Below are 26,100 nucleotides of genomic sequence, written 5' to 3'. Positions count from 1 at the left end.
ACAGCTTCAGCCGGGAAGCTGCGCATTGAGAAGCTTTTCGTAGGCGCCGACCAGCCGCGCATACCCCGCCGGCAGGTCGACCGCGTGCACCACGATCTTGATTTCGGCCGTGTGCGGCCCTTTGCGGCCAAGGTCCACCAGGATGTCGGGCGGCAGGTCTTCATTGCCCTTGAGCGCTTCGTCGCTGAGCGACGACAGCGACAGGTCGAGCGTAGTCAAGACCTCTACCCGGTCGATCACGTGGCTCTTTAAGGGCAGCAAGGTAATCAGCGGAACATGCACCTGGTGGTTTTCCAGCGAGACCTTGCCATTGCGGCTGACTTCCTTGGGGACATTCATGATGACGTTGCGCGACTCCCACTCGCCGTCGGGAAACTGCAGGCCGGGCGGCTGGCCCTGGGCGGGGACGAAGAACTGGGCCAGCTCTTCAATATGCTGGCGCGCGACGCTGCGGTGCGCGTCGATGACCGCTCGCTTGATTCCGCCGAGCAGTCCACCTAACTGGATTGGCATCTGGGCTCCCCTAGCGGCGCGCGCGGCCGGCGCCAGGCTCGTCCAGCGACAGCCGGCCTAGCCGGAACAGGTGGGCCTGCTGGGGGGAACCGACGGTTTCCGGGCCTTCATCAAATGCGAGGCGCTTGCGGGGCGCGGCGGCTTTCCGGCGCAGCCCGGCCATACGCAACAGCAATGGCACGGCGAGCAAACAGGCGATCGGGATCGCCATCCACAGTGGGGAAATAGTCATTCAGGGCATCCTTTTTATCGGTATCGTCGGCAGCGTCAGGCGCCGAAATTGCGCCGCTGCATCGACTAATGTGCCACCGGGACACAGGCCCGCAATTGAGAAAAAGCAATGTCCGTGATGCTCGGTTCACCCGGTTAATGTGCGTGCCATCGGCCGGCCACAGGCGTAGTATTGACAGCTCATCCAACCTGAAAGAGGAGAATGTCATGGCGTATGTCGATGGTTTCGTGGTGCCGGTACCGAAGCAGAATATCGAGCGGTACAAAGAGATGTCGACCATCTGCGGGAAGATCTGGCGCGAGTTCGGGGCGCTGGAATTCCGCGAGTGCATGGGTGACGACGTCAAGCCGGGGAAATGGACGTCATTCCCGCAAAGCGTCAACCTGGAGGAAGGCGAAGTGGTGTTCTTTTCGTGGATCGTCTACGAATCGCGCGCCAAACGCGACGAGATCAACGACAAGGTCATGAACGACCCGCGCATGGCGGAATGGATGAAGCCTGAAGCCATGCCGTTCGACGGCAAGCGCATGATCTGGGGCGGCTTCGAGATGGTCGTCGACATGTAAGTCAGGCGGGGCGCGTCGTCATCGGCTGCGGTTCGCCGTGCTGCTTGCGCCCTACCCGCTCGTACTCCGAGATCACCTGGGCGCCAAGCAGCAGCAAGGTGGCGCCGATTTCAAGGCTGAACATGACCACGATCGCCGTCGTCATCGAGCCGTACACGATGTTCACCTGCGACAGCGTGGAGAAGTACCATACCAGCACATGGCGCGCCAGCTCCCACAGCAGCGCCGCGGTGACGCCGCCGACCAGCGCATGCGACAGCGACAGCCGGCCCACCGGCATCACCAGGTAGATCGAGGTGAGCACCAGGATTTCGCCGAACAGGCCAAGCAGGTACAACAGCACGCCGGACACGCCGCCCAGCGACCAGTGCCAGCCGAGGAAATTGACCTCCTCCTCGCCCATCACCTGCAAGGTGCCCGCGACCAACGTCACCAGCATCACGCCGACACCCAGCGCCACGATGTAACAGTACGGCAGGATGGCCGACACAAAGAAATGACGGCGCCGGATCGCCACGCGGTGGATGAAGATCACGCTCATGGCGTTTTCCAGCACCGTGAACGCCAGCGAACTGAAAAACAGCATGGTCACGCCAAGCACGCCGGTAATGAGGCCGCGTTCATTGAGGAAGTTCGAGACCTCAAGCACGATCGCGCGCGACTGCCCCGGCAGCAGCCATTCCAGGTAGCGCTGCAAGGTCGCCAGCAGCTCCACCGGGTCCATGAAGTGCGACAGCACCACCACCACCAGCATCAGGAACGGGACGATCGACAGCAGCGCGTAGTAGGCCACCGCGCCGGCCAGCAGCAGGCCCTGGTTTGCGCGGAAGCCCTTAAGCACCTGCAAGGTGAACGCAAGCGGGTGCGCGAGGATGTAGGCGTTGGCGCGCCGGTTGAGGATCTGGATCGGCGCCAGTCGTTTGAAAGTCATCGGGCCAGCCTGATGCCGCTGAACTGCCAGCGCGCGCCGGCGGGAAAGAAGTTACGGTAGCTGGCGCGCGCGTGCCCGTCCGGCGTGGCGCACGATGAGCCGCGCAGCACATACTGGTTGACCATGAATTTTCCGTTGTATTCGCCGAGGGCGCCGGGTTGCGGCGCATAGCCGGGATAAGGCGCGTAGCTGCTGCTGGTCCACTGCCAGCAATGGCCATGCATCTGCAGCAGGCTGCCGCCGTGCGACAGCGCCGCCGCTTCCCATTCCGCTTCGGTCGGCAGGCGCGCGCCGGCCCAGCGGGCGTAGGCGTCAGCCTCATACAGCGACACGTGGGTGACAGGCAGCGCCAGGTCGAGCGCGTGCTCGCCATGCAGCGTGAATTCGCGCCACTGGCCGCTGTCATCGCGCCGCCAGTACAAAGGATGCTCCAGCGTGCCTGCGCAGGCCTGGTCCCAGCCTTCCGACAGCCACAGCGAAGCGTCGCGGTAGCCGCCCGCTTCGATGAAGGCCAGGTAGTCGCCATTGGTCACCAGGCGGCTGGCCAGCTCGAACGGCGCCAGGTACTGGCGGTGGCGCGGCAGCTCGTTATCGAAGCAGAAGCCCCCGCCGGCGTAGCCGATGTCGGCCAGGCCGCCGTCGAAGCCGCGCCACGACAAGGCCGGCGCGCTGGCCGGGAAAGCTGGCCTGGCTTCGTCATACGCAGGATACAAGGGGTTTTGCGCCAGCAGGTGCAGTACGTCGGTGAGGATCAGTTCCTGGTGCTGCTGCTCGTGCTGGAGGCCGAGGACCACCAGTTCGGCCAGTGCGGCGTCCCCCGCCCTGCTATCGAGCAGCCGCAGCATCCGCGCGTCGACGTCGAGGCGGTAGTCGCGCACCAGCGCCATGCCGGGGCGCGTCACCAGCCCGCGCTGGGCCCGCGGGTGCTTTGCCCCTATGCCGTTGTAATACGAATTGAACAGGACGCGGAAAGCGGGATGGAAGGGCTTGAAGCCCGCTTCATGGCGCTCGAGGATGAAGGTTTCGAAGAACCAGGTGGTGTGCGCCAGGTGCCACTTGACCGGGCTGGCGTCGGCCATCGACTGGGCCGTGCAGTCTTCGTCCGACAGCGGCCCGGCCAGCGCCAGCGAACGGCGCCGGACCTCGCCGAAGCGGCGGCACAGCAGTTCAGGGTCCAATGGCGCGCGCATGGATGACGGCAAACCATTCGTCGACATCGACCCAGGCATTGGTGGCCTGGAAGCCGGACTGTTCGAGCAGGCCGATGGCCGCGCTCTTGCGGTACTTGTAGCTGTTCTCGGTGTGGATGCAGTCGCCGCGCGCAAAGCTGCGCGACCCGCCCGGCCAGCGCACCAGCATGTCGCGCATGGCCTGCAGGTGCATCTCGATGCGGCCCTCGTCGCGGTTGAAGAAGGCCTGGTGGCGCCAGCCGCGCACGTCGAAGTCGGCGCCGAGCAGCTGGTTCACGTGGCGCAGCACGTTGAGGTTGAAGGCCGCGGTGACGCCGAGCGCGTCGTCATAGGCGTCGGCCAGCGTCTGTTCGTCCTTCAGCAGGTCGATCCCGATCAGCACGCCGCCGTCGGGGTCGCACTGGGCGCGCACGCGGCGCAGGAAGCCGCGCGCTTCGTCGGGGGTGAAGTTGCCGATCGATGAACCGGGATAAAAGAACAGGCGGCGCGCCGGGCTGATGTCGGCCGGCAGGTCGAGCCTGGACGAAAAATCCTGCCCCAGCGCCGTCATCTCGATGTGGGGAAAGCGCTGGCGCAGGCGGGCCAGCGACTCGTGCAGGAAGTCCCGCGAGATGTCGATGGCCACATACTGGTCAGGGTGCAGCAGCGGAAACAGGCTGGCCGCCTTGGCGCAATTGCCGGCGCCGAGGTCGATCAGGGTCGCCCCAGGACCGATGGCGCGGGCGATGTCGGCGCCGTAGCGGGCGAAAATGGCAGCTTCAGTTCGTGTCGGGTAATATTCGGGCAGTTCACAGATGGCTTCAAAGAGCCGCGAGCCGAGCGGGTCGTACAGGAACTTCGGCGAGATGGTTGCCTGGGGGGCGCACAGGCCTGCGCTGAGCTCGGCTTGAACGCCGGCGCCGGCAACGGCAACGGGACAAGGTACTTCGGTCTGGCAGTGAGTCAGCATAAGATTCCCGGTGCGCCGATGCGTTTTTGGTGATTTTGTTATCATAGCTGAATATCTATTTTTCTCGCGCCGCAATAGAAGCCGTCCCTGCGGCGTGTCATTAACGCATTTCTTCACAGAAAGCCCTCATGTTCCGTCTCTCCGCAATTCACAGCATGAAAAGCATGCTGGCCGCCGGCTGCGCCCTTGCGCTCGCTTTTGCCGCCTTGCCAGCCGCGGCCCAGGCCCGGCCCGGCGTGCTGCGCGTGTCGGCCATTCCGGATGAAGCGCCGACTGAACTGCAGCGCAAATTCAAGCCGCTGGGCGAATACCTGTCGAAGGCCACCGGCCTGAAGGTGGTGTTCACGCCCGTGACGGACTATGCGGCGTCGGTCGAAGGCCTGGTCAACAACAAGCTCGACATGGTCTGGTTCGGCGGCTTTACCTTTGTGCAGGCCAACGCCCGCAGCGGCGGCAAGGTCACCCCGCTGGTGCAGCGCGCCGAAGACGAGAAGTTCCGCTCTGTCTTCATCACCGCGTCGAACGAGATCAGGCAGCTGGCCGACCTGAAGGGCAAAACCTTCAGCTTCGGTTCCGAGTCCTCGACTTCCGGTCACCTGATGCCGCGCTCCTACCTGCTGGCGGCAAAGATCAATCCGGACACCGACATGAAGCGCATCGCCTTCTCGGGCGCGCATGACGCCACGGTGGCTGCGGTCGCAGGCGGCAAGGTCGATGCTGGCGCGCTGAATATCTCGGTGTGGGAAAAGCTGGTCGCCGAGCGCAAGGTCGACCCGGCCGCGGTGCGCGTGTTCTACACCACCCCGGCCTACTACGACTACAACTGGACGGTCCGCAGCGATATGGACCCGGCCCTGAAAAAGAAGATCAGCGACGCCTTCCTCACGCTGGACCCGGCCACGCCTGAGGGCAAGGGAATCCTGGCGCTGCAGCGCGCCACGAAGTTCGTGCCTACCAAGCCGGCCAACTACGCCACCATCGAAGCGGCCGCGCGCAATGCGGGACTGCTGAAGTAAGCCAGGCGCGCACATGACATTCAGGCTCGACAAACTGACAGTGCGGCACCTGGCGCCCGGCGCGCCGGTAGCGCTGCACGAGATCGACCTGGATGTTGCGCAGGGCGAGCAGCTGGCCATCATCGGGCCTTCCGGGGCCGGCAAGACCACCCTGCTCTCGACCCTGGCGTGCGCGCACCGTCCCGCGCGCGGCAGGTTCACCGTGTTTGGCGACGATCCGTGGGCGCTGGCGGAGGCCAGCCGCCACCGGATGCGCGCCAGCCTGTTCCTGGCGCCGCAAACGCCGCCGCTGCCGCCGCGCCAGCGCGTCGTCACCGCGGTGCTGGCCGCGCGCCTGCCGCGCTGGACCCTGTGGCAGGCGCTGGTCTCGCTGGTCCGCCCGCTCGACCCGGACGCCGCGTTCGACGCGCTCGAACGCTTCGGCCTTGGCGACAAGCTGTACGCCCGTGTCGACCGCCTGTCCGGCGGCGAACGCCAGCGCTGCGCCCTGGCGCGGCTGTTGTTGTCCGACGCCAAAGCCTTCCTGGTCGACGAGCCGCTGTCCGCGCTCGACCCGGCGCTGTCGCAAATGACGCTCACCACCCTGCAAGAGGAAGCGGCCGCGCGCAACGCGACCCTGGTGTGCAGCCTGCACCAGGTCGACATGGCGCTGGCCAATTTCCCGCGCATCGTCGGCCTGCGCGACGGCCGCGTGATGTTCGATGCGGCCCGCGACCAGGTAAGCGCCGAGATGATCGCCGCCCTGTACCGCAACGAGCAGGCCGAGGCCGCGCGCCCTGCCATGCACGAAACCCCGGAACGGCTCGCGGTCGGCGCCTGCTTCTAGCGCATGGGCCAGGCCGTCATCCTCCATCCCGATCCGGCGTGGCGCTCGCGCGTCGTGATTACCCTCGCCTGTATCGCCCTGCTGTGGCCGATGCTGGTGTACTCCGAATTCAAGCCGTGGACTTTGTTCGAGCCGCAAAGCCTTGCCGCCGCGTGGAGCTTCGCGTCGGGCTTCCTGGCGCCTGCGCACGATCCCGAGTTCCTGCGCATGGTGCTGCGCGAGACCTGGCAGACCGTGGCCATTGCCACCGCCGGCCTGGCCCTGGCGCTGCTTGCCGCCATTCCGGCCACGCTGGTGGTCACCGAAATCCTGTCCATATCGCGCCTTGGCACCGGCCGCATGCGTTTTTCCGCGCGCATCGTGCGCCAGTCGGTCCGCTGGATACTGGTCCTGCTGCGCAGCGTGCCCGAACTGGTATGGGCGCTGCTGTTCGTGCGCCTGGTGGGCCTCGGGCCGACCGCGGGCGTGCTGGCGATCGCCCTCACTTACTGCGGCATGCTCGGCAAGGTGTATGCCGAGATCCTCGAATCGGCCGACGCCCGCACGACCGACGCCCTGCTGGCCGGCGGCGCCGCGCGCCTGCCAGCGCTGTTCTACGGGGCGATTCCGGAATCGGCGTCCGAGCTGGTGTCGTACACGGTGTACCGCTGGGAGTGTGCGATCCGCGGCTCGGCCGTGATGGGCTTTGTCGGCGCGGGCGGCCTTGGCCAGCGCATGGATGAATCGATGCGCATGATGGCGGGCGGCGAAGTGGCGACGATGCTGATTGTGTTCGTGCTGCTGGTCGCCGGCGCCGACGTGGTCTCCAAAATGCTGCGCTCGAGGCTCGCATGAGGCGCGCACTCCCAGCGCCGCCGCGGCGCTCCTTGTCCACCCTGCTGCTGATGCTCGGCCTGTGCGCCCTGGTGGCCGCCAGCTTTGCAACCCTGCCGCTGGAATGGGCCGCGCTGTTTTCCGGCGACACGCTGCGCAGCAGCCGTGAATTTTTAGCCGGCTTCGCGCCGCCCGAAACCGCCCTGCCGTTCCTGCAAAAAGTGCTGGCCGCGACGGCCGAAACCTTGTCGATGTCGGCGCTCGGGACACTGCTCGCGGTCGCCGGCGGGATGGCGCTGGCGATGCCGGCCGCAGGCCGCTTCGGCAAGGTGCTGCGCGTGCCGGCGCGCGGCCTGCTGAACGTGCTGCGCTCGATTCCCGAACTGGTATGGGCCTCGCTGCTGCTGGTGGCCGCCGGCCTCGGGCCGTTTGCGGGCACCCTGGCGCTGGCCGCCCATACCTCCGGGGTGCTGGGACGGCTGTTTGCCGACGTGATCGAGAACGCCGAGCCGAATCCCGAACGGGCACTGCGCGCCAATGGGGCCGCGCCCGGCGCGGCCTTCCTGTACTCGACCTTGCCGCAGGCACTGCCGCAAATGCTGTCGTATACCTTGTACCGCTGGGAGAACAACATCCGCGCCGCCGCTGTCCTCGGCGTGGTCGGCGCCGGCGGCCTCGGGCAAATGCTGAAGTACCACCTGTCGCTATTCCAGATGCAGCAGGCCGCCACCGTTATCCTCGCGATGCTGCTGCTGGTCGCGCTGGTCGATGCGGCCAGCTTCGCACTGCGCCGTATCCTTACCCGCTAGGCACACCATGCTGGACCTGATCAACATCTCCAAAACCTATAGCCAGCGCCCGGTGCTGGCACAACTGTCCCACCATTTCGGCGCCGGCGAGTTTGTCGCGATCATGGGCGAATCCGGGGTCGGCAAATCGACCCTGCTGAACCTCGTCGCCGGGCTGGACACCCCGGACAGCGGGGAAGTCGTGGTGGACGGCACGCCGATCTCCGCGCTGGACGACGATGCCGCCACCCGCCTGCGCCGCAGCCGCATGGGCTTCGTGTTCCAGGCCTTCCACGTACTGCCGCACCTGACCTTGCAGCAGAACGTCGCGCTACCGCTGCTGCTCAATGGCCTGGACGCTGGCGCGGCGCTGGGGATGCTGGATAAAGTCGGGCTAGGAGGACGCGGCGGCGATTTTCCGCGCCAGTTGTCCGGCGGCGAGCTGCAGCGGGTGGCGATCGCGCGCGCGCTGGTGCACAAGCCGGCGCTGGTGCTTGCCGATGAGCCGACCGGCAACCTCGACCCCGACACCGCGGCCGGCATCCTCGACCTGCTGCGCGCCGAAATCAAGGCCAGCGGCGCCGCCGCCATCATGGTGACGCATTCCCACGCCGCTGCAGAAAAAGCCGACAAAACCCTGGTGCTCACGCGGTCCGGGCTGGCGGTAGCGCCTGTTGTGCGCTAGTTAGTTCAAATTTCAGGTTTAATTTGTCAACAATGCTGCGTATATATTCTTAACGTAGTATCATTATTCCGACCCGATCTGCATCAATTCTCACACAAAGTAACGATCGGCAACGTTGGGCGGAAGTCGACAAATCCTGTCAATGTGAGCTAATTGGAGGGGTACGATGAACGTACGGCAGAGAAAACTGGAAATGATCGAGGCGATGAACCGCGCCCGCGCGCTGGAACCGTCGAGCTTCGTCCCAAACAAGCTGCTCGACACCTTAATCCAGAAAATGAACCTGAAGAACGACGCTGAGCTGTGCCGTGTACTGGAAGTGCAGCCGCCGATCATCAGCAAGATCCGCCACCGAAAACTGGCCGTCGGCGCCACCATCCTGCTGCGCATGCACGAGAAATCGGACATGAGCATCAAGGAACTGAAGGAACTGTCGAACGCCTCGATGCACTAAAGACGCGGGCTGCGAACTGCCGTTACCCGACGGTCCGATCGCCGCGCCTCCTGGATACCGCTTAACTGCTCTTCGGCCGCCCGGTCTTCAGTTGCGGCAAGCTGGCCAGTACGCTTTTCAAGGTGGCCATGTCGATCTGGCTGATCAGCGCCACGCCAACCCGCAACAGCTCGCTCTTCTTGATCTCGAAGCCCGCCTTCAGGCAAGCCTTCTTCACCAGCGCCAGCACGGCGTATTCTTCCTCCGGCATCGTAAAACTATCGCGCACCAGCTTTGGCTTGCGGATTTTCTCGCGTTCGCCCTGGCCCTGGACTGCTTTCGGGGCCGCTTTCGGCCTGGCTTTCGGGTCGGCTTTGGCGGCGGCTTTCGGCGCGGCCTTTGCCGATGATTTTGGCGCAGGCCTGGCGGTGGCTTTGTTGGCGGGCTTGGCGGCACCTTTGCCGGCCACTGGCCTGGCGGCGCCCTTCGCGGCCGGTGCCGCGGCTTTTTTTAGCGCTGGCGCCGCGGCGGCCTTGGCCGCTGGCTTGGCCGCGGCTTTTGGCGCCACCCTGGCGGCGGCCTTGGCAGGCGCCTTGGCCGCCACTTTCAGCGGCGCCTTGGCGGCGGCTTTGACCGGGGCCTTTGCCGCTGCTTTCGGCAGCGGGCGGGCGGCGGCCTTTTGCGCCACTGCGTTGATGGCGTCGACCGGATGTCCGTTGGTTTTCGCGGGGGCTGTCTTGCTCATTGGATCTCCATCGCTCAATAGTTAAAACAATATATACGATTTAGCCGGTTTCCGGAAGGCGGCGCCTGGACCAGCTGCGCGCACAAGGGCACTGAACGGGCATTTCACTCGTTCAACATACGCCAAACTTGCTGGTGCGGGGTGTACGGGATGGGAAAACTTGACATGCATCATCAGCTGAATGAGGCAATGTCGATCTTGCGAGACACTCGCCCGGAAACAGTATTGCTAGATTGGCTTGACGACCAGGTCAGTACCGGCCTCGTCCCACCATTCCTGCTCTTTTTCTATCCAGTAGCTGATCGTCGGGTGTTCCGCGAGCAGGTCGCGGGCGGCTTCGATGTCGATGCGGCTCTTCATGCGCAGGCGCAGCTGGCCGGGCGCCAGTTCGATCCGCGCGTGCATCAGCAGGATCGCGAAGCGCAGCGCCAGCACCGCCTTGGCGAAGTCAGGGTCCGACAGCGCCCCGCCCAGCTTGCGCAGGTTGCCCTTCTGGGCCAGGATCAGGCGGCTCATGGCCTTCTGCTCGCCAGCGGTGAACCCCGGGAGGTCGGCGTTTTCGACCATGTAGGCGCCGTGCTTGTGGGCGCCGGTCTGGGACACGACCATGCCTACTTCGTGCATCCAGGCGCTCCAGTACAACAGGCGCACCAGGCTGTCGTCGGCCGGTTTGAGCTGGGTATAGAGCATGGCCGCGGCGTCGGCCACGCGGGTCGCGCGCTCCTCGTCGACGTGGAAACGGGAAGCCAGCATGCGCACCGATTCGTCGCGCCGGTCGCGGTGCATCGAGCGCAGGTACAGGTCCCACATCACGCCCATGCGCAGGCCGGCCTCCACCGGCGCCAGTTCGGCGATGCCCAGTTCGGCCATCAGGCCGATCAGGATCGCCAGCCCGCCGATGATGGTGCCGGCGCGGTCGGCGCGCAGGCCGGGCATGTCGATGCGCGAAACATTGCCAAATTCGATGAAGCGCTTCTTGAGCGCGTCCAGCCCTGCCGGGGTCAGCTTGCCGTCGCCCAGCCCGTTCTTTGCAATGACGTCAGCCAGCGTGCGGATGGTGCCGGACGAGCCGTAGGCCTGGCTCCAGTTATGCGGGTGGTAAGGCGGCGCCGCATCTTCGAAGTGGCTGCGCGCCGACAGGATCGCGTGCTCGAACGATACGGCGTCGATGCGCCCGCCGGCAAAGAACGACAGGCTTTGCTTGACGGTACCGACGCTGAACGACTCGACCCGCTCGATATCGAGGCCGCGCCCGAGTATCAGTTCGGTGGAGCCGCCGCCGATGTCGACCACCAGCCGGCGTTCCTTGGGCGCTGCCAGCGAACTGGCCACGCCCATGTAGATCAGGCGCCCTTCTTCCTCGCCCGAGATGATCTCGATGGGGTGGCCGATCGCCTGTTCGAGTTCGGGCAAAAAGGCCTGGCCGTTGCGCGCCACCCGCATGGCGGAGGTGGCGACCACGCGCACGGCGTCGAAGCGGTAGGCCGCCAGCGCGACGCGGAAATTGACCAGGCAGGAGAGCGCCGCCTGTTTGGCGGTTTCGGTCAGGTCGCCGTTGGCGTCGAGGCCCGCGGCAAGGCGAATCGGTTCGCGCACGCTTTTGAGCACGCGGATGGTCTCGCCGTCATGCCTGCCGATCGACAGGCGAAAACTGTTGGAACCCAAATCAACGGCAGCATACATGCGAGCCTCTGTTTCGCTTATTGTCATGAGGGGACCCCGGCCGTGAAAATCGTAACACGATAGCCGGGCAATGTGACGCCCTCATGACCCGCTCACGGCGCCGGCGGCACCCAAGCTTCCGGCGCGACCGGCGTGACGGCCTGCACCACCTTGTTGCGCCCGCCCTGCTTGGCCGCGCGCAGCGCTTCGTCGGCGCGCTGGAACAGGCTGACGGTGGTGTCTTCCGGACGGATGGTGGTTACGCCGAAGCTGGCCGTCATCTTGATCATCGCGCGCTCGGTCTTGACCGGGGTGGCCTCGATCGCGCGGCGTATGCGCTCGGACACCAGCAGCGCGTCGAGCAGGTCGGTGCGCGGCAGCAGCAGCGCGAACTCGACGCCCGCCATGCGTCCCAAAATATCGCTGTCGCGCAGCTGGCGCTTGCAGGTGTCGACCATGGCGCGCAGCACCACGTCGCCGGCCGGATGGCCATAGCCGTCGTTGATGCGCTTGAACTGGTCGAGGTCGAGCAGCACCACCGCGGTCGGCTGGCCCGGCCTCCTCGCCAGCGCCATCCACGGCGCCAGCAGGTTGAAGAAGCCGCGCCGGTTGGGCGCGTCGGTGAGCGGGTCGGTCGTCTCCAGCCGTGCGAGTTCCTGCTGCAGCTGCTCGCGCGACAGCAGCAGGTAGCCGAATGCGGTGAGCAGCATCAGCAATACGAATGCGCCCGACGACAGCGCCTGCACCAGGGCGTTGCTGATCCAGCCCCAGCCTCCCGGCATGGTCAGCACCAGGATGCCGCGCGCGGCGACCAGCAGCGACAGCAGCGCCAGCGCCACCACCAGGAAGCGGCGCAGCATGGTGCCATTGCGCCAGCCCAGCGCCAGCGCCGCGGCGCCGAGCAGGTAGAAGCCGCCCAAGATCAGCGAGCTGGCGACGACGCGCAGCCCGATCTGGTCGATGGCGTAACAGGCCAGGAAGGCAGCGATCGACAGGCCGAGCATCGGGTAGACGAAGCGGCGCCAGTGCGGCCGCCCCGCCACTTCCCACAGGCTGCCCGCTTCCAGCGCCACGCCGGCAAACAGCAGGCCATAGCCGATCGGGATCGAGACCAGGTCGGGGGCGACGCCGCTGCCGCGGAAGTACAGCAGCAGCCAGCCAGCCGCCTGGCACTGGCGCGAGATCGCCCAGGTCGACAGCGATGGCGCCTTGTGGCTGCCGAATTCAAAGAAGAAGAGTGCCGCGCACAGGGCCAGGTTGCCCAGCGCGAGCACGAAGACCATCGTGGTGATGTCCATGGCGCCGCGCCTGGATCAGATTTCGTGTTCGACGCTGGTGCTGCCGTCGCCGATCTTGCTGGCCCAGGCGCGGGCGAAGTAGTCGCGCTCGGCGTCGGTCGGGGCCAGGTTCCAGAATACGATCAGCGTGCCCTTGTGGTCGTGCAGCTGGGTGAATTTCTCGACGAACGCCGCGTTCCCGCTGGCGTCGGCCAGCGCCATGACATAGCCGTACACGCGGGTCAGCCGCTCGATGCGGTCCGGTTCGGTCATGCTGTTGGTCGCGGTAATGGTAGGATGATCTAAGAACATGGCGTCTCCGAGTGGCTGCCCGCAGAGCTTATCAGAAACCCATGCTTATCAACAAGGTATCCTTTGCCATGCCGCCCACCGATTTTTCGCTGCCCGCCGCGCCCATCGTCGCCACCCGCGGCGGCCGCCGCACGCTCGAATTTGCGCCCGGCGAAGTGCAGAGCGAGATGCTGCTGTCCGACCCCGACGCCCTGGTGCTGGCCTACTGCCGTGCGATCATGTGCTTTGCCTTGTTCGTGCCGCGCCCGCGCCATATTGTGATGGTGGGCCTGGGCGGCGGTTCGCTGGCCAAGTTCTGCTACCGCCATTTTCCGCAGGCGCGCATCACCGTGGTCGAAGTGCGCGCCGATGTCATTGCCCTGCGCAGCCAGTTCCACGTGCCGCCGGACGACTGGCGTTTCGAGGTCGTCCATGCGGACGCGGCCAGCTACCTGGCCTGCATGCCCGCCAGCGCCGACGTGCTGGTGGTCGACGGGTTCGACGCACAGGGCCTGCCGCCGGAACTGGGCAGCGCGCGCTTTTACGCCGACTGCCGCCGTGCCCTGCGCGACGGCGGCGTGATGGTCGCCAATATCTTCAGCTACGACTCGCATTACGCGGCCATGACCGAACGCCTGCGCCTGGCGTTCGACGACCGCGTATGCCGCTTCGACAAGGTGGCGGGCAACAACCGCATCCTGTTTGCCGTCAAGGCGCCGCTTGCCGGCGCGCCGCCGCGTTCGCTGCGCGCGCAGCGCCTGGTGGCGCGGCATAACGGGCTGGGCGCGGGATGGCTGAACCGCCTGTTGGCGCGGATTGTGGTTACTTTCCTAACGACAACTTGAAGTAAATACCTAGCAATAAAATTTGCGATGAGAATGGTTTTTGTGACACACTGGCGCACGCTTTTCACACCCGGCACGCCATTGCGTCCATTTTGCACTTTAGGAACCACCGATTTGCTGCACCGCCGCCTGTCACTTTCGTTTACTGCCGCGGCGGCCCTGACCTTCACCGGCGGACCGGCCAACGCCGCCTCCCTGCTGGCTGCTGCCGGCCTGCCCGATGCGCGCCAGCTGCCGCTGATCTTGCTGGGCCTGGCCATTGCAATTGGCGCCGGCGCCATCGCGGCGCTCCGGGTACTGGCGCAGCGCGCCCGCCACCTGCAACAACTGCTCGACCAGCGCAGCGCAGAACTGGAGCGCGCCCACCAGTGCATTGCCGACGACGCCAAGGCCCGCTCGGCCAGCGAGCAGCGCATCCACCATATCGCCCAGCACGACGTGTTGACCGGCCTGCCCAGCCGCAGCCTGCTGCAGGACCAGCTAAGCCTGGCGATCGGCGCGTCCGAACGCAGCGGCCAGCCGCTGTGGGTCATGCTGATCGACCTCGACCGCTTTAAGTATGTCAACGACAGCATGGGCCACAAGGCGGGCGACGTCCTGTTGATGACAGTCGCCGCGCGCCTGCGCTCGGCGCTGCAAGACAGCGACACCGTGGCGCGCCTGTCGGGCGACGAGTTCGTGGTGATCATGAGCCAGCACCCGGCCCAGCAGCTCGGGCCGCACCTGGTGCAGCAGCTGATGGACTCGGTGGCCCAGCCAGTCCTGCTGGGCGCCAAGGAGTACTCGGTGACCTGCAGCATTGGCGTGGCCGTGTATCCGACCGCCGGCGCGCTTGCCGACAGCCTGATCGAACACGCCGACATCGCCATGTACAGCGCCAAGAAGCTGGGCCGCAACAATTTCCAGTTCTATACGCCTGCCATGAACGATGAAGCGCAGGAGCGCGTGCGCATCGAAAGCGCGCTGCGCAAGGCGCTCGAACGCGACGAATTCGTGCTGCACTACCAGCCGCAGGTCGACCTGGCCAGCGGCAAGATCGTCGGCATGGAAGCGCTGCTGCGCTGGCAGCATCCCGAACTGGGCATGGTGCCGCCGATGCGTTTCATCAGCGTGGCCGAGGATACCGGCCTGATCGTGCCGATCGGCGCCTGGGTGATGCGTACCGCCTGCCTGCAGAACCGCGCGTGGCAAGATGCCGGCATGGGCGCGCTGCGGGTGGCGGTCAACTTGTCGGCGCGCCAGTTCGGCTCGCCTGAACTGCTCGACAACATCCGCGCCGTGCTGGAGGACAGCGGGCTAGATGCGCACTGCCTGGAAATCGAGCTGACCGAAAGCCTGTTCATGAGCGACGTTACCCTCGCCGTCGAACTGCTGCACAGCATGAAGGCAATCGGCGTCAACCTGTCGATCGACGACTTCGGCACTGGCTACTCCAGCCTGTCCTACCTGTCGCGCTTCCCGATCGATGTGCTCAAGATCGACCGCTCCTTCGTCACCAACATCACGCGCGACGCCAATGACGCGGCACTGGTCGCATCGATCATCAACCTGGCGCACAACCTGAAACTTTCGGTGATTGCCGAAGGCGTTGAAACCGAAGAACAGCTCGGCTACCTGCGCCGCCACGGTTGCGACGAAATGCAGGGCTATTACGTCAGCCGCCCCCTCCCCGCCCAGGAATTTGAACGCTTTTTGCGCGAGCACAATAACCTGGCGGATGACCAGGTCCTGCTGGCGGCAAGTGCGGACTAAAATAATTGCGAAAAAAAGTTATCTTTAGTTAAGTTTGTTGTGGTCACATCGACATCGTTTGCGTACAATCACGAAATGTCACAGCGGCTGATGCCAAAGTGCAACGCGAGCAGGACCAACACGGAAAAACATGAGCTCAGAGATGAACAGCAACGGCGCCGCCGAAGAAGGCAGCGCACACATCCGTACTGATTTTCGCACCCGCGACGTAGTGAACCAGGCAATAGCGGCAATACCGACGCTGGGGCTTCAGAAGGCGGCAGAATTCCTGTCGGCGATGAACGTCCCGCCTGAGGTAGCGATCCGCGCCCTGGCCTACCCGGTCAAGCGCAAGCACTAAACCGGCGCAGTAAAGAAAGACGCCGGGACCGGCTCCGAAAGGGGCAGGTCCCGGCGTCTCTTTTTTGTCCGGGGGTTTGACGGGCGCGGCGCTCAGGCCTGGGCGTCGATGTCGGCCAGCGATTCGCGGCCCTTGTCGGTCAGGGTAAAACCGCCTTCCTCGCGCGGCGCGATGTGCGACTTTTTGCCGAGGAACAGCTGGACGTCGGCATCGACCGCGGCAGCCGGATCGGCGGCCAGGGCGCGCAGGGTTTCCACGCAGCGGCGCAGGAACAGCACTTCCTGCCCTTTGTCGGTCAGCTGCACCTTGCCGTTGCGCTCGTACTTGATCAGCTTGATGCCCGACAGGCGCTTGGCGTTGCGCCCGACGCAGGCGTTGACCTTGTCATGCGAAGCGCCGCGGCGGATGAAGTCGAGCGCGTCGTATTCGTCGGTAGTCAGTTTTTCATTCTTCATTGCAGCAATTTCCAAGTAAGCCAGGCGGCCCACATGGTAACCGCGCAGCCCGTGCGCGGCAAGCCGAAACGCCGGGTGCTCAGCCCAGGGCCCGCAGCGCCAGCCAGGCCAGGCCGATGCCGAGGCAGGCGCCAAACACCAGCGCCACACGCCAGCGCGCCGATTCCAGCACCGAGGTGCGCCCAAGGTGGATCTTGTTGTGTAAGGAATTGCCCATCATGTTCTCCCCTCAGCACTATGAATCAAACGATGATTCATTATAAAAATGGCCTAAAAACTTTTCATGTGACGCCGGACACAAATTGCAACATTTGTATCCGCATGGCAACACAAAATGTTGCCCCCCATACTGCGCGCCGGACGCGCAGCGCGACTGATACGATGGACTCAAATACAACACTTGCAACGGAGCCCCCATGAACGCAACCAAACCACAATCCGATCCTGCCGCAGCCCGTCCGATGACCGAGGAAGCCGACATCGGCAGCGGCGAAAAATCGCCTGGCCACGCTGAAACCGAAGAGATGATCCGCCAGATTCCGCCACTGCCGCCATCGGCACCGGCCGGCGATGAGGCCTCCAGGAACCGAGGGACCGGCCAACCGTAAGCCGCCCCCACCGGGGTTCAAGCCGCCTTGATCGGCGGCTCCGGAAACGTCGGCTCCTCGACCGGGGCGTTGGCCGGCGCCGGAACGTCATCCGGAACCGGGGTCGGCTTCGGCTCCGGCGGAATGTCAGGGTCGGGGGTCGAGTGCGCCTGCTGCGCGAAAGTCTTACTCATGATCTACCTTTCAACGGAAGAAGAATCGTAGCAAAGCGCGCCCTGCCGGCCTTATCGAAAATCAACTTCGAGTTGGGGCCGGGAAGCGCGCGCGGTTTTCGGGTATCGTTTCGTGTCACCGACTTATTACAAAGGGATACCGCATGTGCGGACGCCTCGACCAAAGCCACAGCGCCAGTGAATACCTCGCCGCCATGCAATGGCCGCAACAGAATCCGTTCGTGGCCAGCCAGGCCGCGCCCAGCTATAACGCTTCGCCCGGCACCTACCGCCCCCTGATGCGCATCGTCGACGACCAGCTGGTGATCGACGACTGGTTCTGGGGCTACCGCGCAGCGTGGGCGGTCGGCAAGGTACCCATTGCGATCAACGCGCGCATCGAGAAAATCTCCAACCGCTACTGGTCGCCGCTGGTGCGCACCGGGCGCGCGATCATCCCTGCCGACGGCTGGTACGAATGGACCGGCGAAAAAGGCAAGAAGCAACCCTGGCATATCCACCGGAAGACGCGCGAGCCGCTGTTCATGGCGGCGATTGCCGCCACCGGGCCGTGCCGCGAGAATGCCTGCGAGGCCGGCTTCGTGATCGTTACGGCGGACGCCGAAGGAGGCATGGTCGACGTGCACGACCGGCGTCCGGTGGTGCTGTCGGCCGGGGACGCCAAGCTGTGGCTCGACCCCGCCCTGTCGGCCGAGGCGGCCGAACAGCTGGTGCGCTCGGTGGCGCTGGGGCCGGATGAATTCGAGTGGCATGCGGTCAGCCGCGAAGTCGGGCGCTCGACGAACGAGGGGCCGCACCTGGCGGCCCAGCTCGACCTGCCCTTGTGATTAGCGGTGGTTCTGCTTCTGCTTGGCGCCGCCGCCGGCGCCTTCATCCTTGCCGGCCTTTTCGCGGCTCATGTGGTCATGGCTGCTTTTTTCGGTGTTGACGCCGGCGCGCTTCTTCGCTGCCTCGTCCTCGGACTCATGGGCCGACTGCTGGTTCTGGGTACCGGTCGATTTGTTTTGGGTCATGATGTGCTCCTTGTTGTGGGTGGCAAAAAATAAGCAAAGCGCGCCGCGCCGCGAGCCCCGACAGGGCCTGTCTGCGGGCACGTTTTTTGTCACCTTAGCATGGAAGATCTGAACGGTCGGTACGCGCTGTTCAATCGTGCGCGGCCTTGCCGGGCCTGCTGCCGCTAGCACTTTTGCCGCGAATCTGGGTATAGTTCAGCACCTTTCACACATGGACCATGCCCGATGACCGACCGCCTGCGCGCCCTGCTTCCCGCCCTCCTGTTTTCCAGCGCGGCCGTCGCCGCACCGATGACCCTGGACGATTACCTGAAGCTGTCCGGCCCCGCGCCGACGGCGCGCATCGCTTATGGCAGCGCACCGTCGCAGTTTGCCGAGCTGTTCCGGCCGCAGGGCAAGGGACCGTTCCCGGTGGTGGTGCTGGTGCATGGCGGATGCTGGACCATCAAGTTCGGCGGCATCGAACAGATGCGCAATGTGGCCGGCGCGCTGGCCGCCGAAGGCATCGCCGTGTGGAACGTCGAATACCGCAGGTCTGATGAAGAAGGCGGCGGCTATCCCGGCACCTACCATGACATCAACGCCGCGCTCGACAAACTGGCGCTGGAAGCGGCCAACTACCAGCTCGACACCAGCCGCATCGTCGCCATGGGCCACTCCGCCGGCGGCCAGCTGGTGCAGTGGATCGCCGGGCGCAGCCGCATCGCGCCAACGAGTCCGCTGTTCCACCCGAACCCGCTGCCGGTGCGCGAGATCATCAGCCTGGGCGGCCTGGCCGACCTGCGCAACGAGAAAGGCCTGATCAAATCAAGCTGCGGGCGCGACACCGCGGAACTGGCAGGCCTGCCATCGGCAGCCCGGCCCGACGTGTTCTCCGACACCAATGCGGCCGAGCTGATGCCGAACGGCAGCCGCACCGTGCTGGTCACCGGCGAGCTCGACACCATCTCGCCGCCGCGCGCGGCCCACGACTACGCGGCGCGGGCACGCAAGGCCGGCGACCAGGCCGACGTTGTGATCTTGCCGGGCGCCAGCCACTACGACGAAATCGCCGCCAGCTCGCCCGCCTGGAAACTGGTGCTGCCGCTCATCCGCGCCGCGCTGGAACGCTGAGCGGCGCCTCAGGGCGCGGCCAGCACCAGCGCGCTCTCGGCCACCGCCACGCAGGGCAGGATGTAGCCGTCGCGCTTTTCCTCGGCGGACAGGCCCGGCCAGTCGACCAGGTGGCGCGCCTTGCCCTCAACCACCTTGCGCAGGCAGGTGCGGCAGCTGCCATTGCGGCACGAACTGGGCATGGCAATGCCGGCCCGCTCGGCCGCGGCCAATAAGGTTTCACCGGGGCCAGCGGTGAACGCCGCGCCGGATGGCTGCAGGAGGATGGGATAGGCCGGACTGGAACGCATGTGGATATTCTAGCAATGAGTACGGTACCGCACAGACCCTATTATCCCCGCAGCACTACTCTTGACTCATCGCATCATTTGAGTTCGGGAGCCCCATGAAAAAATTCGCACACCTTGCCGTCGGCGCCGCCGTCGCCGCCGCCTTGTCCACTTCTTACGCCGCCCCCGCAGCGCCTGCTCCCGGCCTGACGGCGGACGCAGTCAACTCGGCCGGCAAACTGGCCAGCCAGGCCAAACAGCCCAGCGCGGTCATGCTGCGCGCCCAGATCCTGCTCGACCGCGCGCAATTCTCGCCGGGCGAAATCGACGCCGCTTACGGTTCCAACATGCGCCGCGCGCTGGCCGGTTACCAAAGGGCCCGCGGCCTGCAGCCCAGCGGCATGATCGACACCAAAACCTGGGATGCGCTCAACGCCGACAAGGGCCCTGCCCTGGTCAACTACACCATCACGGACGCCGACGTTGCCGGTCCGTTCCAGGAAATTCCGGAAGATATGGCCGACAAGGCCAAGCTGCCGGCGCTGGGCTTCGCCAGCGCCGCCGAAGCCCTCGGCGAAAAATTCCACGCCAGCCCGAAACTGCTGGCGCGCCTGAACCCGGGCAAGGAATTCCGCGCCGGCGAACAGATCGTTGTGCCGAATGTCACCGGCCTGGCGCCGCTGCCGAAGGCCGGCAAGATCGTGGTGGACAAGTCCGACAGCACGCTGACCCTGTTCGATACGGCCGGCAAGGCGATCGCCCAGTACCCGGTCTCGACCGGCAGTGAAAACGACCCGCTGCCGATCGGCACCTGGAAGGTCAATGGCATCTCGAAGAACCCGGTCTACCACTACAACCCAAAGTTGTTCTGGGACGCGGAGCCGGGCGACAAGAAGGCCAAGATCCAGCCGGGCCCGAACAACCCGGTCGGCGTGGCATGGATTGACTTGTCCAAGGAACACTACGGCATCCACGGCACCCCGATCCCGGGCACCATCGGCAAGACCCAGTCGCATGGCTGCATCCGCCTGACCAACTGGAGCGTCGCGGCACTGGGCGAATCGGTCGCGGCCGGCACCGCAGTCGAACTGCAAGAGTAAGCCAACCCAACCGGAGTGACGAGCATGAAGTGGATCCTGACGTTTATCGGTGGCACCCTGCTCGGGGTGATCGCCTTGTTCATCTACCTGCGCAAGGTGGGCACCGAAGCGCCGCCGCCGGTCGTCGTCCCTCCCGCCGCCACCGCGCCGGCGGCGCCGGTCCCGGTGCCGGCCGCGGCCTTGCCGGGCGCGCCCGACATCCCCACCGACCTGACCGAAGCCGACCTGCCGATCCGCCCGGCCGCGTCGGAAGCCGCGGCGATCGCCAGGGTCGACGGCGTCACCCAGACGGCTGCCGCCAGGCTGATGATCCCGGTGGAAGGCATCAAGGCGGCCGACCTGTCGGACAACTACAACCAGCCGCGCGGCGAGGACCGTACCCACGAGGCGCTCGACATCATGGCGCCCAAGGGGACCAAGGTGTTCGCGACGGCGGACGGGAAAGTGGCCAAGCTGTTCAACAGCAAGCAAGGCGGCCTGACGGTCTACCAGTTCGATCCGACCGAGACCTATGCCTACTACTACGCGCACCTGGACCGCTACGCCGATGGCATCAAGGAAGGCGACGTCCTCAAGCGCGGCGACCTGGTCGGTTACGTGGGAGTGACCGGCAATTCCGACCCGAACGGCCCGCACCTGCACTTCGCGGTGTTCGAGCTGACACCGGAAAAGCAGTGGTGGAAGGGAACGCCGGTCAACCCGTATCCGCTGATGGGTGACCCGGCGCCCGCTCCCGCGACCGCGGCAGTTACTCGCTGACGTCCGGCCCGACGTTGATCGCGGCGTAGGCGCGCTGCACGGCGATGGCTTCCTTGCTGTCCATGCCGTACAGTTCCTGCGCCGCCGCCAGCATCTTGTTGCGCGCGTCGGCGTAGTTGGTCACCGCCGTGAATTTCGTCGTCAGCGCCTTGAACCAGATGCGGTAAGCCTTGTCGCTGCCGATGCCGGTCATGCCGAGCGGCTCCTTGCTCAGGTACTTGCTGTAGTGCTCGCTAGCCTTGTCGGCGTTCGAGCCCTGCGCCAGGAAATAGAACATGCGGTTGTTCGGCCCGCTGCTGTAATGCACGTCGATCCGCTTCAGGCTGCTGCTCCAGGCGTCCGGGCTGCTGCGGTCCTTGCTGGGCTTGAACATCCAGCGCAGCGGCGTGTTGGACTTGCTGATCTCCGTTCCCATCATCCAGTCATTGCCCCTGGCCGGTATCTCGGCGCCGGTGCCGCCGGCGCGCGCGTAGGCTTCCACCATTTCGCCCGCGATGTCGGAGGCCGACTCGTTCAGGCCGCCCGACTCGCCGAAGTACAGCAGGTTGGAGGTGGCGGCGGTCACCCCGTGCCCCATCTCATGGCCGACCACGTCGAGCGAGCCCAGGTTGTTGAAGCTGGAACCGTCGCCGATGAACATGCACTTGCAGGTGTCGCTGTAGTAGGCGTTGTCGTAGGCCGTGTTGACGTGCACCGCGATGTAGGTCGAATTATTCTGGCCGTCGAGCGATTGCCAGCCCAGCGCGTTTTTCAGCATGTCGTAGGTATTCATCAGGCCCCACATGGCGTTGACCGCCGCGGTCTGGCCGTTGGCGCCGGTGGTGCTGCCGCCTTCGACGAATTGCTTGCCGTCGCCCCAGGTATTGCTCCAGTGCGCGTACAGTTCGCCGGCCGAGGTGCCGTGGTTGGCATTGGTGACCGCCAGGCCGCCGTGCAGGCCGCCCTTGCCGCGCAGCGGGTCGACCATTTTGTAGGTGTCGCCCTGCTGGGTGGTCGACAGCGGCACCACGCCGTTGTACTGGCTGTTGCCCACGCCGGTTGCCGTGGTCTGCAGCATGCTCCACTGGTGGATGATGCGGCCATCGCGCGCGCTCACCACGGTGTCGTGGTAATACGGCTGGTTGCCGACCACCATGCGGGTGCGCACCAGGTAAGCCAGCTCATACCCCGCCACCACTTCCTCGACGTCGAAAGCGTTCAGCTCCGATTCGGGCTTGCTGAGCGCAGCCGGCACCCTTTCGGTCCTGACGATCGGGTAGACAATCAGTTCGGCCGTCGGCGCCACCAGCGGCTTGCCCTTGGGTGCAGTCGATTTCACCGCCACGGCGATCGCCGCCTGCGGCGTGATGGCCGGCCTGACGCTGAAGTTGGCGGTGACCGCCCCAAGCTTGTTGGCCGGCCCGCGGCCGAGGAACAGGCGGCGGTCCGACACCGACTCGTTGAGGATCTGGCCGGCCGCATTGACCACCACCACCGATTCGGAACCGAACACGCGCACGCCCTTGTAGGTATGGCTGGCGCGCGCCACCGTGGTGCCTTCGACGCCGGGATGCTGGTTGGTGACGACATAGCCATGGTCGGCGTCGAGGCCCTGCAGGCTGCGGTGGGCCGCCAGCTTGGACACCAGCGCCGTTGCCGCCTGGGCGTCGATGGCGACGGGCGCGCTCATCATCAGGGGGGCCGCCAGCGCCGGTGCCGCGGCATGGAAGGCCAGCGCGCAGATTGCCGCAGCCACCGGGGTTTTGTTGATCTTCATATCGGTCTCCAATAGTCAGCTGGCCGCGCAATCGCGCCGGGCTCTCTGGCATATTGGATGAGACAGGATAGTCGGATTTGCCGCGCCGCAAAAACCGGGCTGGCTCAGCTGTTGCGCGATTTGCGCGATCACAACGAATTACAAGGGAGGAAAAAACAGTGGCCGGTTCACGCCGCCGTCAGCGGCAGGCGGATCGAAAAGGTGGCGCCGTAGCCGGGGCCGGGGCTGCTGACGGTGATGGTACCGCCGTGCAGTTCGACGATGTGGCGGGCGATGTACAGGCCCAGCCCGAGGCCGGAGTCATTGCCCTGCTTTTGCAGGTTGAAGGCGCCGAACACATGCGGCAGGTCGTGGGCCTCGATGCCCTGCCCCGAATCGGTCACGTCGATGACCACATGGCGCGGCTCCTGGCGCACGTTCAGCACGATGCGGCCGCCCTCCGGCGTGAACTTGACGGCATTGAGCAGCAGGTTCCACACCACCTGCTGCAGGCGTTGGGCGTCGGCTTCGATCACCACGCGCGCGGCGTAGTCGGCCGGCGTGACCTGCAGGGTGACCTGCTTGTCGTGGGCATTGATTTCGACGGTCGACACCGCGTCGTGCAGCACCTGCCCCAGCGACACCGGCTGGCGCTCGATCGACATCTGGCCGGTCAGGGTGCGCGAGGCATCGATCAGGTCGTTGACCATCAGGGTTTCCTGGGCCACGTGCTTGCGCATCATGCCGAGGCTGGCCCTGGCGGCCTCGGGCAGGTCGGGCATGGTCCGCTGCATCAGCTCCAGGCGCAGCGACAGCGCGGCCAGCGGCGTGCGCATCTCGTGCGACACGGTCGCCAAAAACTGTTCGCGGGCGCGGTTGACCCGGTTGACCTCGGCAATCGCCTCGCGGTGGCGGTCGGACGAATCGACCAGCGTGCGCAGCAAGGCTGTCAGCACCGTCATGCGGGCGTCGGAAACCGGCGACTCGAGCCGCACCTCGCCCCACAGCACGTGGCCGAGCAAGCCGACCTGGCGGCCGATGCGGTCGCACGCCATGGGCGAACTGAAATCACGGAAGGTCCAGCCATACACCACCACGCCATAGGTCTTGCCGAAGCGGGTCAGCGGCATCGCGCAGACCCGCAAGGCGTCGCAAAAGGACGCCGACACGGCGGCGCCGTGGTCCAGCACCTGGATCGCCAGTTCCTGTTCCAGCAAACTGCCGGGCCCGCCGTCGCGCCACAAGGTCGAGCCGGCCAGCAAGGTCGCGGTGCGGGTCGCATGAAGCGGCCCGATCTGGCGCCTGGCGTGGCCGTCGTAGGCCGACACCACCAGCCCCGACGCGTGGGCAAACTGGCGCAACGGCCCCGACCAGTCATCCCAGTCGACTACCGGTTCGCCGTTTGCGTGGACGCTGATCACGACGCTGGTTCTACAGGCAACTCAGGCGACTCGGGCAGCTTCTTTCCCTGGGCAACCGCCACCTCGATGCTGGGGCCGGTGCGCGAAGGCGAACGCGACAGCAGGCCGTAGTACGACGAGAACGGCAATTGCGGCACGCTGCCCGGTTCGTCTGCCGTTTCCTCGTCGATCAGCAGCAGGCCGCCCTCCCCGATCACATATTCACGCGTGACCTGGTGGATACGGCTGCCGCGCACCTTTGGAATGGCGATCGCGCGCCGCAGCTGGGTCGAAATCTCTACGTAATTCAGCAAGATGATGTTGTCGACCAGGTGGGAACCCTTGAGCTCCTCGCTGATCTGCGAAATGCCCAGCAGTTCCGGGCTTTCGTAGTTGAACAGGATCGTCGCCAGGCGGTCCTTGAAGAAGGTCGCCAGCGCGTACAGGTAGTCGGCTACTTCCTCGCGGCTGGTCATTTCGTAGACCGCCACCGAATCGAACACCACGCAGTCGATGCCGTGCTCCTCGACCAGCTTGATGATGCGGTCGAAGTGCACGTCCAGCTCCAGTTCCAGCGGCGACTCGTAGTGGATGAACAGCTCGCCCGCGGCGACATGGCCTTCGAGGTCGAAACCGAGCGAGCTGGCGTTGCGGATCAGCTGGCGCGGGTGCTCGTCCAGGCTGACCAGCAAGGTCTTGTGGCCCGCCTTGATGGCCGAGGTCAGGAACTGCACGCCGAACACCGTCTTGCCGGTGCCGGAAATGCCGGTGACCATCGTGACCGAACCCTGGTAGATGCCACCATCCATCATGCAATCGATGGTGTTGGAGCCGGTCGACAGGCGCTCGCTCGAGGTTGGCTGGTCGTCCGACGTGACCGGGCGCGACTGGGCGCGGCGGTAGACGTGGATGCCAACATCCTTTTCGATGCGCATGGTGTGGCTGCCGCCGATGAATTCCTGGCCGCGCGACTTGAGCACGGTCAGGCGGCGGTGCACGCGGCGCTGCTTTTCTTCGCGGGTCAGCGAAATGATGGTGTCGAACACGAAGCGCTCGTGCGGATAGACGCCATTGGTGCCCTCGTCCTGCTCGGCGGTGACCATGGTGGTGACGCCGAGGCGGGTCAGGCCTTCGATCAGCAGGTGGACGTCTTCGCGGAAAGGAATGTCATGCACTTCGGCATACAGGCGGATCGGGGTCAGGCCGTCGATCAGCAGGCGCCTGGCACCCAGTTCCTGCAGCACGCTGGTCAGGACGCCGTCGGAGGAACGGAATTCGTTGAGCAGTACCGCCGGGCTGGTCTGGATGATCTTGATCTTGCCCTGGTCGATCAGCTCCTGCATTGGCCAGTTGAAACCGGCCGCATCGCGCAGCAGCTTCTGCGGGTCCAGCTCGAAGGAAATGATGGCGCCCGGCTCGCCGTAGTGGGCGGCGCCGGCGTAGATGAAACCCAGCCCCAGGGTGGTCTTGCCGGAGCCCGGGGCTCCCTCGACGATAAGGTTGTTGTTACGGGGGATCCCGCCCAGCAACACCTCATCCAATCCAATAATGCCCGTCTTTACCAGCGTGTCCACAGTTGCCTCTTTCGCACATAATGATGTTCTTGTTGGGCCGTCATTCA

General features: G+C 65.3%; 32 protein-coding genes. 15 read left to right on the top strand and 17 right to left on the bottom strand.

Features of this window, described 5'->3' with window-relative positions; all coding sequences use genetic code 11:
• Window positions 1-6: 6 nt before the first annotated feature.
• Together LMJ30_RS18740 and LMJ30_RS18735 are read right to left on the bottom strand one after the other, a co-directional pair.
• Window positions 7-513, bottom strand: coding sequence for a DUF2589 domain-containing protein (locus LMJ30_RS18740; RefSeq protein WP_229433974.1), 507 nt, complete (start codon window positions 511-513; stop codon window positions 7-9).
• A gap of 10 nt (window positions 514-523) precedes the next feature.
• Window positions 524-745, bottom strand: coding sequence for a hypothetical protein (locus tag LMJ30_RS18735; protein WP_229433972.1), 222 nt, complete (start codon window positions 743-745; stop codon window positions 524-526).
• Between the two features lie 206 nt (window positions 746-951).
• Here LMJ30_RS18735 and LMJ30_RS18730 point away from each other — a divergent pair, with 206 nt between their 5' ends.
• Window positions 952-1,311, top strand: a complete 360-nt coding sequence (locus LMJ30_RS18730) for a DUF1428 domain-containing protein (RefSeq protein ID WP_229433971.1) — start codon at window positions 952-954, stop codon at window positions 1,309-1,311.
• 1 nt (window position 1,312) lies between these two features.
• Here LMJ30_RS18730 and LMJ30_RS18725 read toward each other — a convergent pair whose 3' ends face one another.
• From LMJ30_RS18725 to egtD, 3 genes are read right to left on the bottom strand one after another with little or no spacing between them, the layout of a single operon-like run.
• Complete coding sequence (locus LMJ30_RS18725) at window positions 1,313-2,242, bottom strand: YihY/virulence factor BrkB family protein (RefSeq protein ID WP_229433970.1); 930 nt, start codon at window positions 2,240-2,242, stop codon at window positions 1,313-1,315.
• Window positions 2,239-3,432: an ergothioneine biosynthesis protein EgtB gene (gene egtB / locus LMJ30_RS18720; protein WP_229433969.1), complete on the bottom strand. Its 1,194-nt coding sequence runs from the start codon at window positions 3,430-3,432 to the stop codon at window positions 2,239-2,241. The genes LMJ30_RS18725 and egtB overlap by 4 nt, the downstream gene beginning before the upstream one ends.
• Complete coding sequence (egtD, locus tag LMJ30_RS18715; RefSeq protein WP_229433968.1) at window positions 3,410-4,381, bottom strand: L-histidine N(alpha)-methyltransferase; 972 nt, start codon at window positions 4,379-4,381, stop codon at window positions 3,410-3,412. Before egtD ends, egtB begins: the two co-directional genes overlap by 23 nt.
• Window positions 4,382-4,509: 128 nt before the next feature.
• Here egtD and LMJ30_RS18710 point away from each other — a divergent pair, with 128 nt between their 5' ends.
• From LMJ30_RS18710 to LMJ30_RS18685, 6 genes are all read left to right on the top strand, one after another.
• Entirely contained in the window at window positions 4,510-5,397 is an 888-nt protein-coding gene (locus LMJ30_RS18710; protein ID WP_229433967.1) for a putative selenate ABC transporter substrate-binding protein, read from the top strand.
• Window positions 5,398-5,410: 13 nt separating this feature from the next.
• On the top strand, window positions 5,411-6,223 hold the full coding sequence (locus LMJ30_RS18705) for a phosphonate ABC transporter ATP-binding protein (protein ID WP_229433966.1): 813 nt from the start codon (window positions 5,411-5,413) through the stop codon (window positions 6,221-6,223).
• A 3-nt stretch (window positions 6,224-6,226) separates the two neighbouring features.
• Window positions 6,227-7,057, top strand: coding sequence for a PhnE/PtxC family ABC transporter permease (locus LMJ30_RS18700; RefSeq protein WP_229433965.1), 831 nt, complete (start codon window positions 6,227-6,229; stop codon window positions 7,055-7,057).
• Window positions 7,054-7,845 carry a phosphonate ABC transporter, permease protein PhnE gene (gene phnE / locus LMJ30_RS18695; protein ID WP_229433964.1) on the top strand — a complete coding sequence of 264 codons (792 nt, stop codon included), beginning with the start codon at window positions 7,054-7,056 and terminating at the stop codon, window positions 7,843-7,845. Before LMJ30_RS18700 ends, phnE begins: the two co-directional genes overlap by 4 nt.
• Window positions 7,846-7,852: 7 nt before the next feature.
• Complete coding sequence (locus tag LMJ30_RS18690) at window positions 7,853-8,509, top strand: ABC transporter ATP-binding protein (protein ID WP_229433963.1); 657 nt, start codon at window positions 7,853-7,855, stop codon at window positions 8,507-8,509.
• A 166-nt stretch (window positions 8,510-8,675) separates the two neighbouring features.
• The gene (locus LMJ30_RS18685) at window positions 8,676-8,963 is read left to right on the top strand and encodes a hypothetical protein (RefSeq protein WP_229433962.1); all 288 of its coding nucleotides are present in this window, start codon (window positions 8,676-8,678) and stop codon (window positions 8,961-8,963) included.
• Between the two features lie 61 nt (window positions 8,964-9,024).
• Here the strand turns inward: LMJ30_RS18685 and LMJ30_RS18680 are convergent, their stop codons facing one another.
• From LMJ30_RS18680 to LMJ30_RS18665, 4 genes are all read right to left on the bottom strand, one after another.
• On the bottom strand, window positions 9,025-9,687 hold the full coding sequence (locus LMJ30_RS18680) for a hypothetical protein (RefSeq protein WP_229433960.1): 663 nt from the start codon (window positions 9,685-9,687) through the stop codon (window positions 9,025-9,027).
• Window positions 9,688-9,915: 228 nt separating this feature from the next.
• The gene (locus LMJ30_RS18675; protein ID WP_229433958.1) at window positions 9,916-11,370 is read right to left on the bottom strand and encodes a Ppx/GppA phosphatase family protein; all 1,455 of its coding nucleotides are present in this window, start codon (window positions 11,368-11,370) and stop codon (window positions 9,916-9,918) included.
• 92 nt (window positions 11,371-11,462) lie between these two features.
• Window positions 11,463-12,647: a GGDEF domain-containing protein gene (locus tag LMJ30_RS18670; protein ID WP_229433956.1), complete on the bottom strand. Its 1,185-nt coding sequence runs from the start codon at window positions 12,645-12,647 to the stop codon at window positions 11,463-11,465.
• Between the two features lie 15 nt (window positions 12,648-12,662).
• A complete protein-coding gene (locus tag LMJ30_RS18665; RefSeq protein WP_229433955.1) occupies window positions 12,663-12,938 on the bottom strand; it encodes a hypothetical protein in 276 nt (91 codons plus the stop codon).
• A gap of 41 nt (window positions 12,939-12,979) precedes the next feature.
• Here LMJ30_RS18665 and LMJ30_RS18660 point away from each other — a divergent pair, with 41 nt between their 5' ends.
• From LMJ30_RS18660 to LMJ30_RS18650, 3 genes are all read left to right on the top strand, one after another.
• Entirely contained in the window at window positions 12,980-13,762 is a 783-nt protein-coding gene (locus LMJ30_RS18660) for a fused MFS/spermidine synthase (RefSeq protein ID WP_229433953.1), read from the top strand.
• 114 nt (window positions 13,763-13,876) lie between these two features.
• On the top strand, window positions 13,877-15,514 hold the full coding sequence (locus LMJ30_RS18655) for a putative bifunctional diguanylate cyclase/phosphodiesterase (RefSeq protein WP_371873046.1): 1,638 nt from the start codon (window positions 13,877-13,879) through the stop codon (window positions 15,512-15,514).
• 130 nt (window positions 15,515-15,644) lie between these two features.
• Complete coding sequence (locus LMJ30_RS18650) at window positions 15,645-15,854, top strand: hypothetical protein (protein WP_229433951.1); 210 nt, start codon at window positions 15,645-15,647, stop codon at window positions 15,852-15,854.
• 92 nt (window positions 15,855-15,946) lie between these two features.
• On the opposite strand, the gene LMJ30_RS18645 is transcribed toward LMJ30_RS18650, so the two are convergent.
• Entirely contained in the window at window positions 15,947-16,309 is a 363-nt protein-coding gene (locus tag LMJ30_RS18645) for a helix-turn-helix domain-containing protein (RefSeq protein WP_229433949.1), read from the bottom strand.
• Between the two features lie 79 nt (window positions 16,310-16,388).
• Window positions 16,389-16,529, bottom strand: coding sequence for a hypothetical protein (locus LMJ30_RS18640; RefSeq protein ID WP_229433947.1), 141 nt, complete (start codon window positions 16,527-16,529; stop codon window positions 16,389-16,391).
• Between the two features lie 196 nt (window positions 16,530-16,725).
• Between LMJ30_RS18640 and LMJ30_RS18635 the strand changes: the two genes are divergently transcribed.
• Window positions 16,726-16,917 carry a hypothetical protein gene (locus LMJ30_RS18635; RefSeq protein WP_229433946.1) on the top strand — a complete coding sequence of 64 codons (192 nt, stop codon included), beginning with the start codon at window positions 16,726-16,728 and terminating at the stop codon, window positions 16,915-16,917.
• A 17-nt stretch (window positions 16,918-16,934) separates the two neighbouring features.
• Here the strand turns inward: LMJ30_RS18635 and LMJ30_RS18630 are convergent, their stop codons facing one another.
• Entirely contained in the window at window positions 16,935-17,090 is a 156-nt protein-coding gene (locus tag LMJ30_RS18630) for a hypothetical protein (RefSeq protein WP_229433945.1), read from the bottom strand.
• Between the two features lie 143 nt (window positions 17,091-17,233).
• Here LMJ30_RS18630 and LMJ30_RS18625 point away from each other — a divergent pair, with 143 nt between their 5' ends.
• On the top strand, window positions 17,234-17,917 hold the full coding sequence (locus LMJ30_RS18625; protein ID WP_229433943.1) for an SOS response-associated peptidase family protein: 684 nt from the start codon (window positions 17,234-17,236) through the stop codon (window positions 17,915-17,917).
• On the opposite strand, the gene LMJ30_RS18620 is transcribed toward LMJ30_RS18625, so the two are convergent.
• The gene (locus LMJ30_RS18620) at window positions 17,918-18,103 is read right to left on the bottom strand and encodes a hypothetical protein (protein ID WP_229433941.1); all 186 of its coding nucleotides are present in this window, start codon (window positions 18,101-18,103) and stop codon (window positions 17,918-17,920) included.
• A gap of 225 nt (window positions 18,104-18,328) precedes the next feature.
• On the opposite strand from LMJ30_RS18620, the gene LMJ30_RS18615 reads away from it, so the two are divergent.
• Entirely contained in the window at window positions 18,329-19,216 is an 888-nt protein-coding gene (locus LMJ30_RS18615; protein WP_229433939.1) for an alpha/beta hydrolase, read from the top strand.
• An 8-nt stretch (window positions 19,217-19,224) separates the two neighbouring features.
• On the opposite strand, the gene LMJ30_RS18610 is transcribed toward LMJ30_RS18615, so the two are convergent.
• Complete coding sequence (locus LMJ30_RS18610) at window positions 19,225-19,506, bottom strand: 2Fe-2S iron-sulfur cluster-binding protein (RefSeq protein WP_229433937.1); 282 nt, start codon at window positions 19,504-19,506, stop codon at window positions 19,225-19,227.
• A 95-nt stretch (window positions 19,507-19,601) separates the two neighbouring features.
• Between LMJ30_RS18610 and LMJ30_RS18605 the strand changes: the two genes are divergently transcribed.
• Entirely contained in the window at window positions 19,602-20,585 is a 984-nt protein-coding gene (locus LMJ30_RS18605) for a L,D-transpeptidase family protein (protein WP_229433929.1), read from the top strand.
• A gap of 24 nt (window positions 20,586-20,609) precedes the next feature.
• Complete coding sequence (locus LMJ30_RS18600; RefSeq protein WP_229433927.1) at window positions 20,610-21,344, top strand: M23 family metallopeptidase; 735 nt, start codon at window positions 20,610-20,612, stop codon at window positions 21,342-21,344.
• Here the strand turns inward: LMJ30_RS18600 and LMJ30_RS18595 are convergent.
• From LMJ30_RS18595 to LMJ30_RS18585, 3 genes are all read right to left on the bottom strand, one after another.
• Complete coding sequence (locus LMJ30_RS18595) at window positions 21,334-23,100, bottom strand: M4 family metallopeptidase (protein ID WP_229433925.1); 1,767 nt, start codon at window positions 23,098-23,100, stop codon at window positions 21,334-21,336. The genes LMJ30_RS18600 and LMJ30_RS18595 overlap by 11 nt on opposite strands.
• 167 nt (window positions 23,101-23,267) lie before the next feature.
• A complete protein-coding gene (locus LMJ30_RS21895; protein ID WP_229433923.1) occupies window positions 23,268-24,500 on the bottom strand; it encodes a sensor histidine kinase in 1,233 nt (410 codons plus the stop codon).
• Entirely contained in the window at window positions 24,497-26,053 is a 1,557-nt protein-coding gene (locus LMJ30_RS18585) for an ATPase domain-containing protein (RefSeq protein ID WP_229433921.1), read from the bottom strand. Before LMJ30_RS18585 ends, LMJ30_RS21895 begins: the two co-directional genes overlap by 4 nt.
• Window positions 26,054-26,100: the final 47 nt, after the last annotated feature.

Source organism: Massilia agrisoli, from assembly GCF_020831365.1.
In the GTDB taxonomy this organism is placed as follows: domain Bacteria; phylum Pseudomonadota; class Gammaproteobacteria; order Burkholderiales; family Burkholderiaceae_D; genus Telluria_A; species Telluria_A agrisoli.
This window is presented reverse-complemented; position numbering and strand designations above follow the sequence as displayed.

Coding starts and splice junctions, on each gene's coding strand:
- LMJ30_RS18740 (WP_229433974.1), bottom strand. CDS start 513: ATGCCAATCCAGTTAGGTGGACTGCTCGGCGGAATCAAGCGAGCGGTC.
- LMJ30_RS18735 (WP_229433972.1), bottom strand. CDS start 745: ATGACTATTTCCCCACTGTGGATGGCGATCCCGATCGCCTGTTTGCTC.
- LMJ30_RS18730 (WP_229433971.1), top strand. CDS start 952: ATGGCGTATGTCGATGGTTTCGTGGTGCCGGTACCGAAGCAGAATATC.
- LMJ30_RS18725 (WP_229433970.1), bottom strand. CDS start 2,242: ATGACTTTCAAACGACTGGCGCCGATCCAGATCCTCAACCGGCGCGCC.
- egtB (WP_229433969.1), bottom strand. CDS start 3,432: ATGCGCGCGCCATTGGACCCTGAACTGCTGTGCCGCCGCTTCGGCGAG.
- egtD (WP_229433968.1), bottom strand. CDS start 4,381: ATGCTGACTCACTGCCAGACCGAAGTACCTTGTCCCGTTGCCGTTGCC.
- LMJ30_RS18710 (WP_229433967.1), top strand. CDS start 4,510: ATGTTCCGTCTCTCCGCAATTCACAGCATGAAAAGCATGCTGGCCGCC.
- LMJ30_RS18705 (WP_229433966.1), top strand. CDS start 5,411: ATGACATTCAGGCTCGACAAACTGACAGTGCGGCACCTGGCGCCCGGC.
- LMJ30_RS18700 (WP_229433965.1), top strand. CDS start 6,227: ATGGGCCAGGCCGTCATCCTCCATCCCGATCCGGCGTGGCGCTCGCGC.
- phnE (WP_229433964.1), top strand. CDS start 7,054: ATGAGGCGCGCACTCCCAGCGCCGCCGCGGCGCTCCTTGTCCACCCTG.
- LMJ30_RS18690 (WP_229433963.1), top strand. CDS start 7,853: ATGCTGGACCTGATCAACATCTCCAAAACCTATAGCCAGCGCCCGGTG.
- LMJ30_RS18685 (WP_229433962.1), top strand. CDS start 8,676: ATGAACGTACGGCAGAGAAAACTGGAAATGATCGAGGCGATGAACCGC.
- LMJ30_RS18680 (WP_229433960.1), bottom strand. CDS start 9,687: ATGAGCAAGACAGCCCCCGCGAAAACCAACGGACATCCGGTCGACGCC.
- LMJ30_RS18675 (WP_229433958.1), bottom strand. CDS start 11,370: ATGTATGCTGCCGTTGATTTGGGTTCCAACAGTTTTCGCCTGTCGATC.
- LMJ30_RS18670 (WP_229433956.1), bottom strand. CDS start 12,647: ATGGACATCACCACGATGGTCTTCGTGCTCGCGCTGGGCAACCTGGCC.
- LMJ30_RS18665 (WP_229433955.1), bottom strand. CDS start 12,938: ATGTTCTTAGATCATCCTACCATTACCGCGACCAACAGCATGACCGAA.
- LMJ30_RS18660 (WP_229433953.1), top strand. CDS start 12,980: ATGCTTATCAACAAGGTATCCTTTGCCATGCCGCCCACCGATTTTTCG.
- LMJ30_RS18650 (WP_229433951.1), top strand. CDS start 15,645: ATGAGCTCAGAGATGAACAGCAACGGCGCCGCCGAAGAAGGCAGCGCA.
- LMJ30_RS18645 (WP_229433949.1), bottom strand. CDS start 16,309: ATGAAGAATGAAAAACTGACTACCGACGAATACGACGCGCTCGACTTC.
- LMJ30_RS18640 (WP_229433947.1), bottom strand. CDS start 16,529: ATGATGGGCAATTCCTTACACAACAAGATCCACCTTGGGCGCACCTCG.
- LMJ30_RS18635 (WP_229433946.1), top strand. CDS start 16,726: ATGAACGCAACCAAACCACAATCCGATCCTGCCGCAGCCCGTCCGATG.
- LMJ30_RS18630 (WP_229433945.1), bottom strand. CDS start 17,090: ATGAGTAAGACTTTCGCGCAGCAGGCGCACTCGACCCCCGACCCTGAC.
- LMJ30_RS18625 (WP_229433943.1), top strand. CDS start 17,234: ATGTGCGGACGCCTCGACCAAAGCCACAGCGCCAGTGAATACCTCGCC.
- LMJ30_RS18620 (WP_229433941.1), bottom strand. CDS start 18,103: ATGACCCAAAACAAATCGACCGGTACCCAGAACCAGCAGTCGGCCCAT.
- LMJ30_RS18615 (WP_229433939.1), top strand. CDS start 18,329: ATGACCGACCGCCTGCGCGCCCTGCTTCCCGCCCTCCTGTTTTCCAGC.
- LMJ30_RS18610 (WP_229433937.1), bottom strand. CDS start 19,506: ATGCGTTCCAGTCCGGCCTATCCCATCCTCCTGCAGCCATCCGGCGCG.
- LMJ30_RS18605 (WP_229433929.1), top strand. CDS start 19,602: ATGAAAAAATTCGCACACCTTGCCGTCGGCGCCGCCGTCGCCGCCGCC.
- LMJ30_RS18600 (WP_229433927.1), top strand. CDS start 20,610: ATGAAGTGGATCCTGACGTTTATCGGTGGCACCCTGCTCGGGGTGATC.
- LMJ30_RS18595 (WP_229433925.1), bottom strand. CDS start 23,100: ATGAAGATCAACAAAACCCCGGTGGCTGCGGCAATCTGCGCGCTGGCC.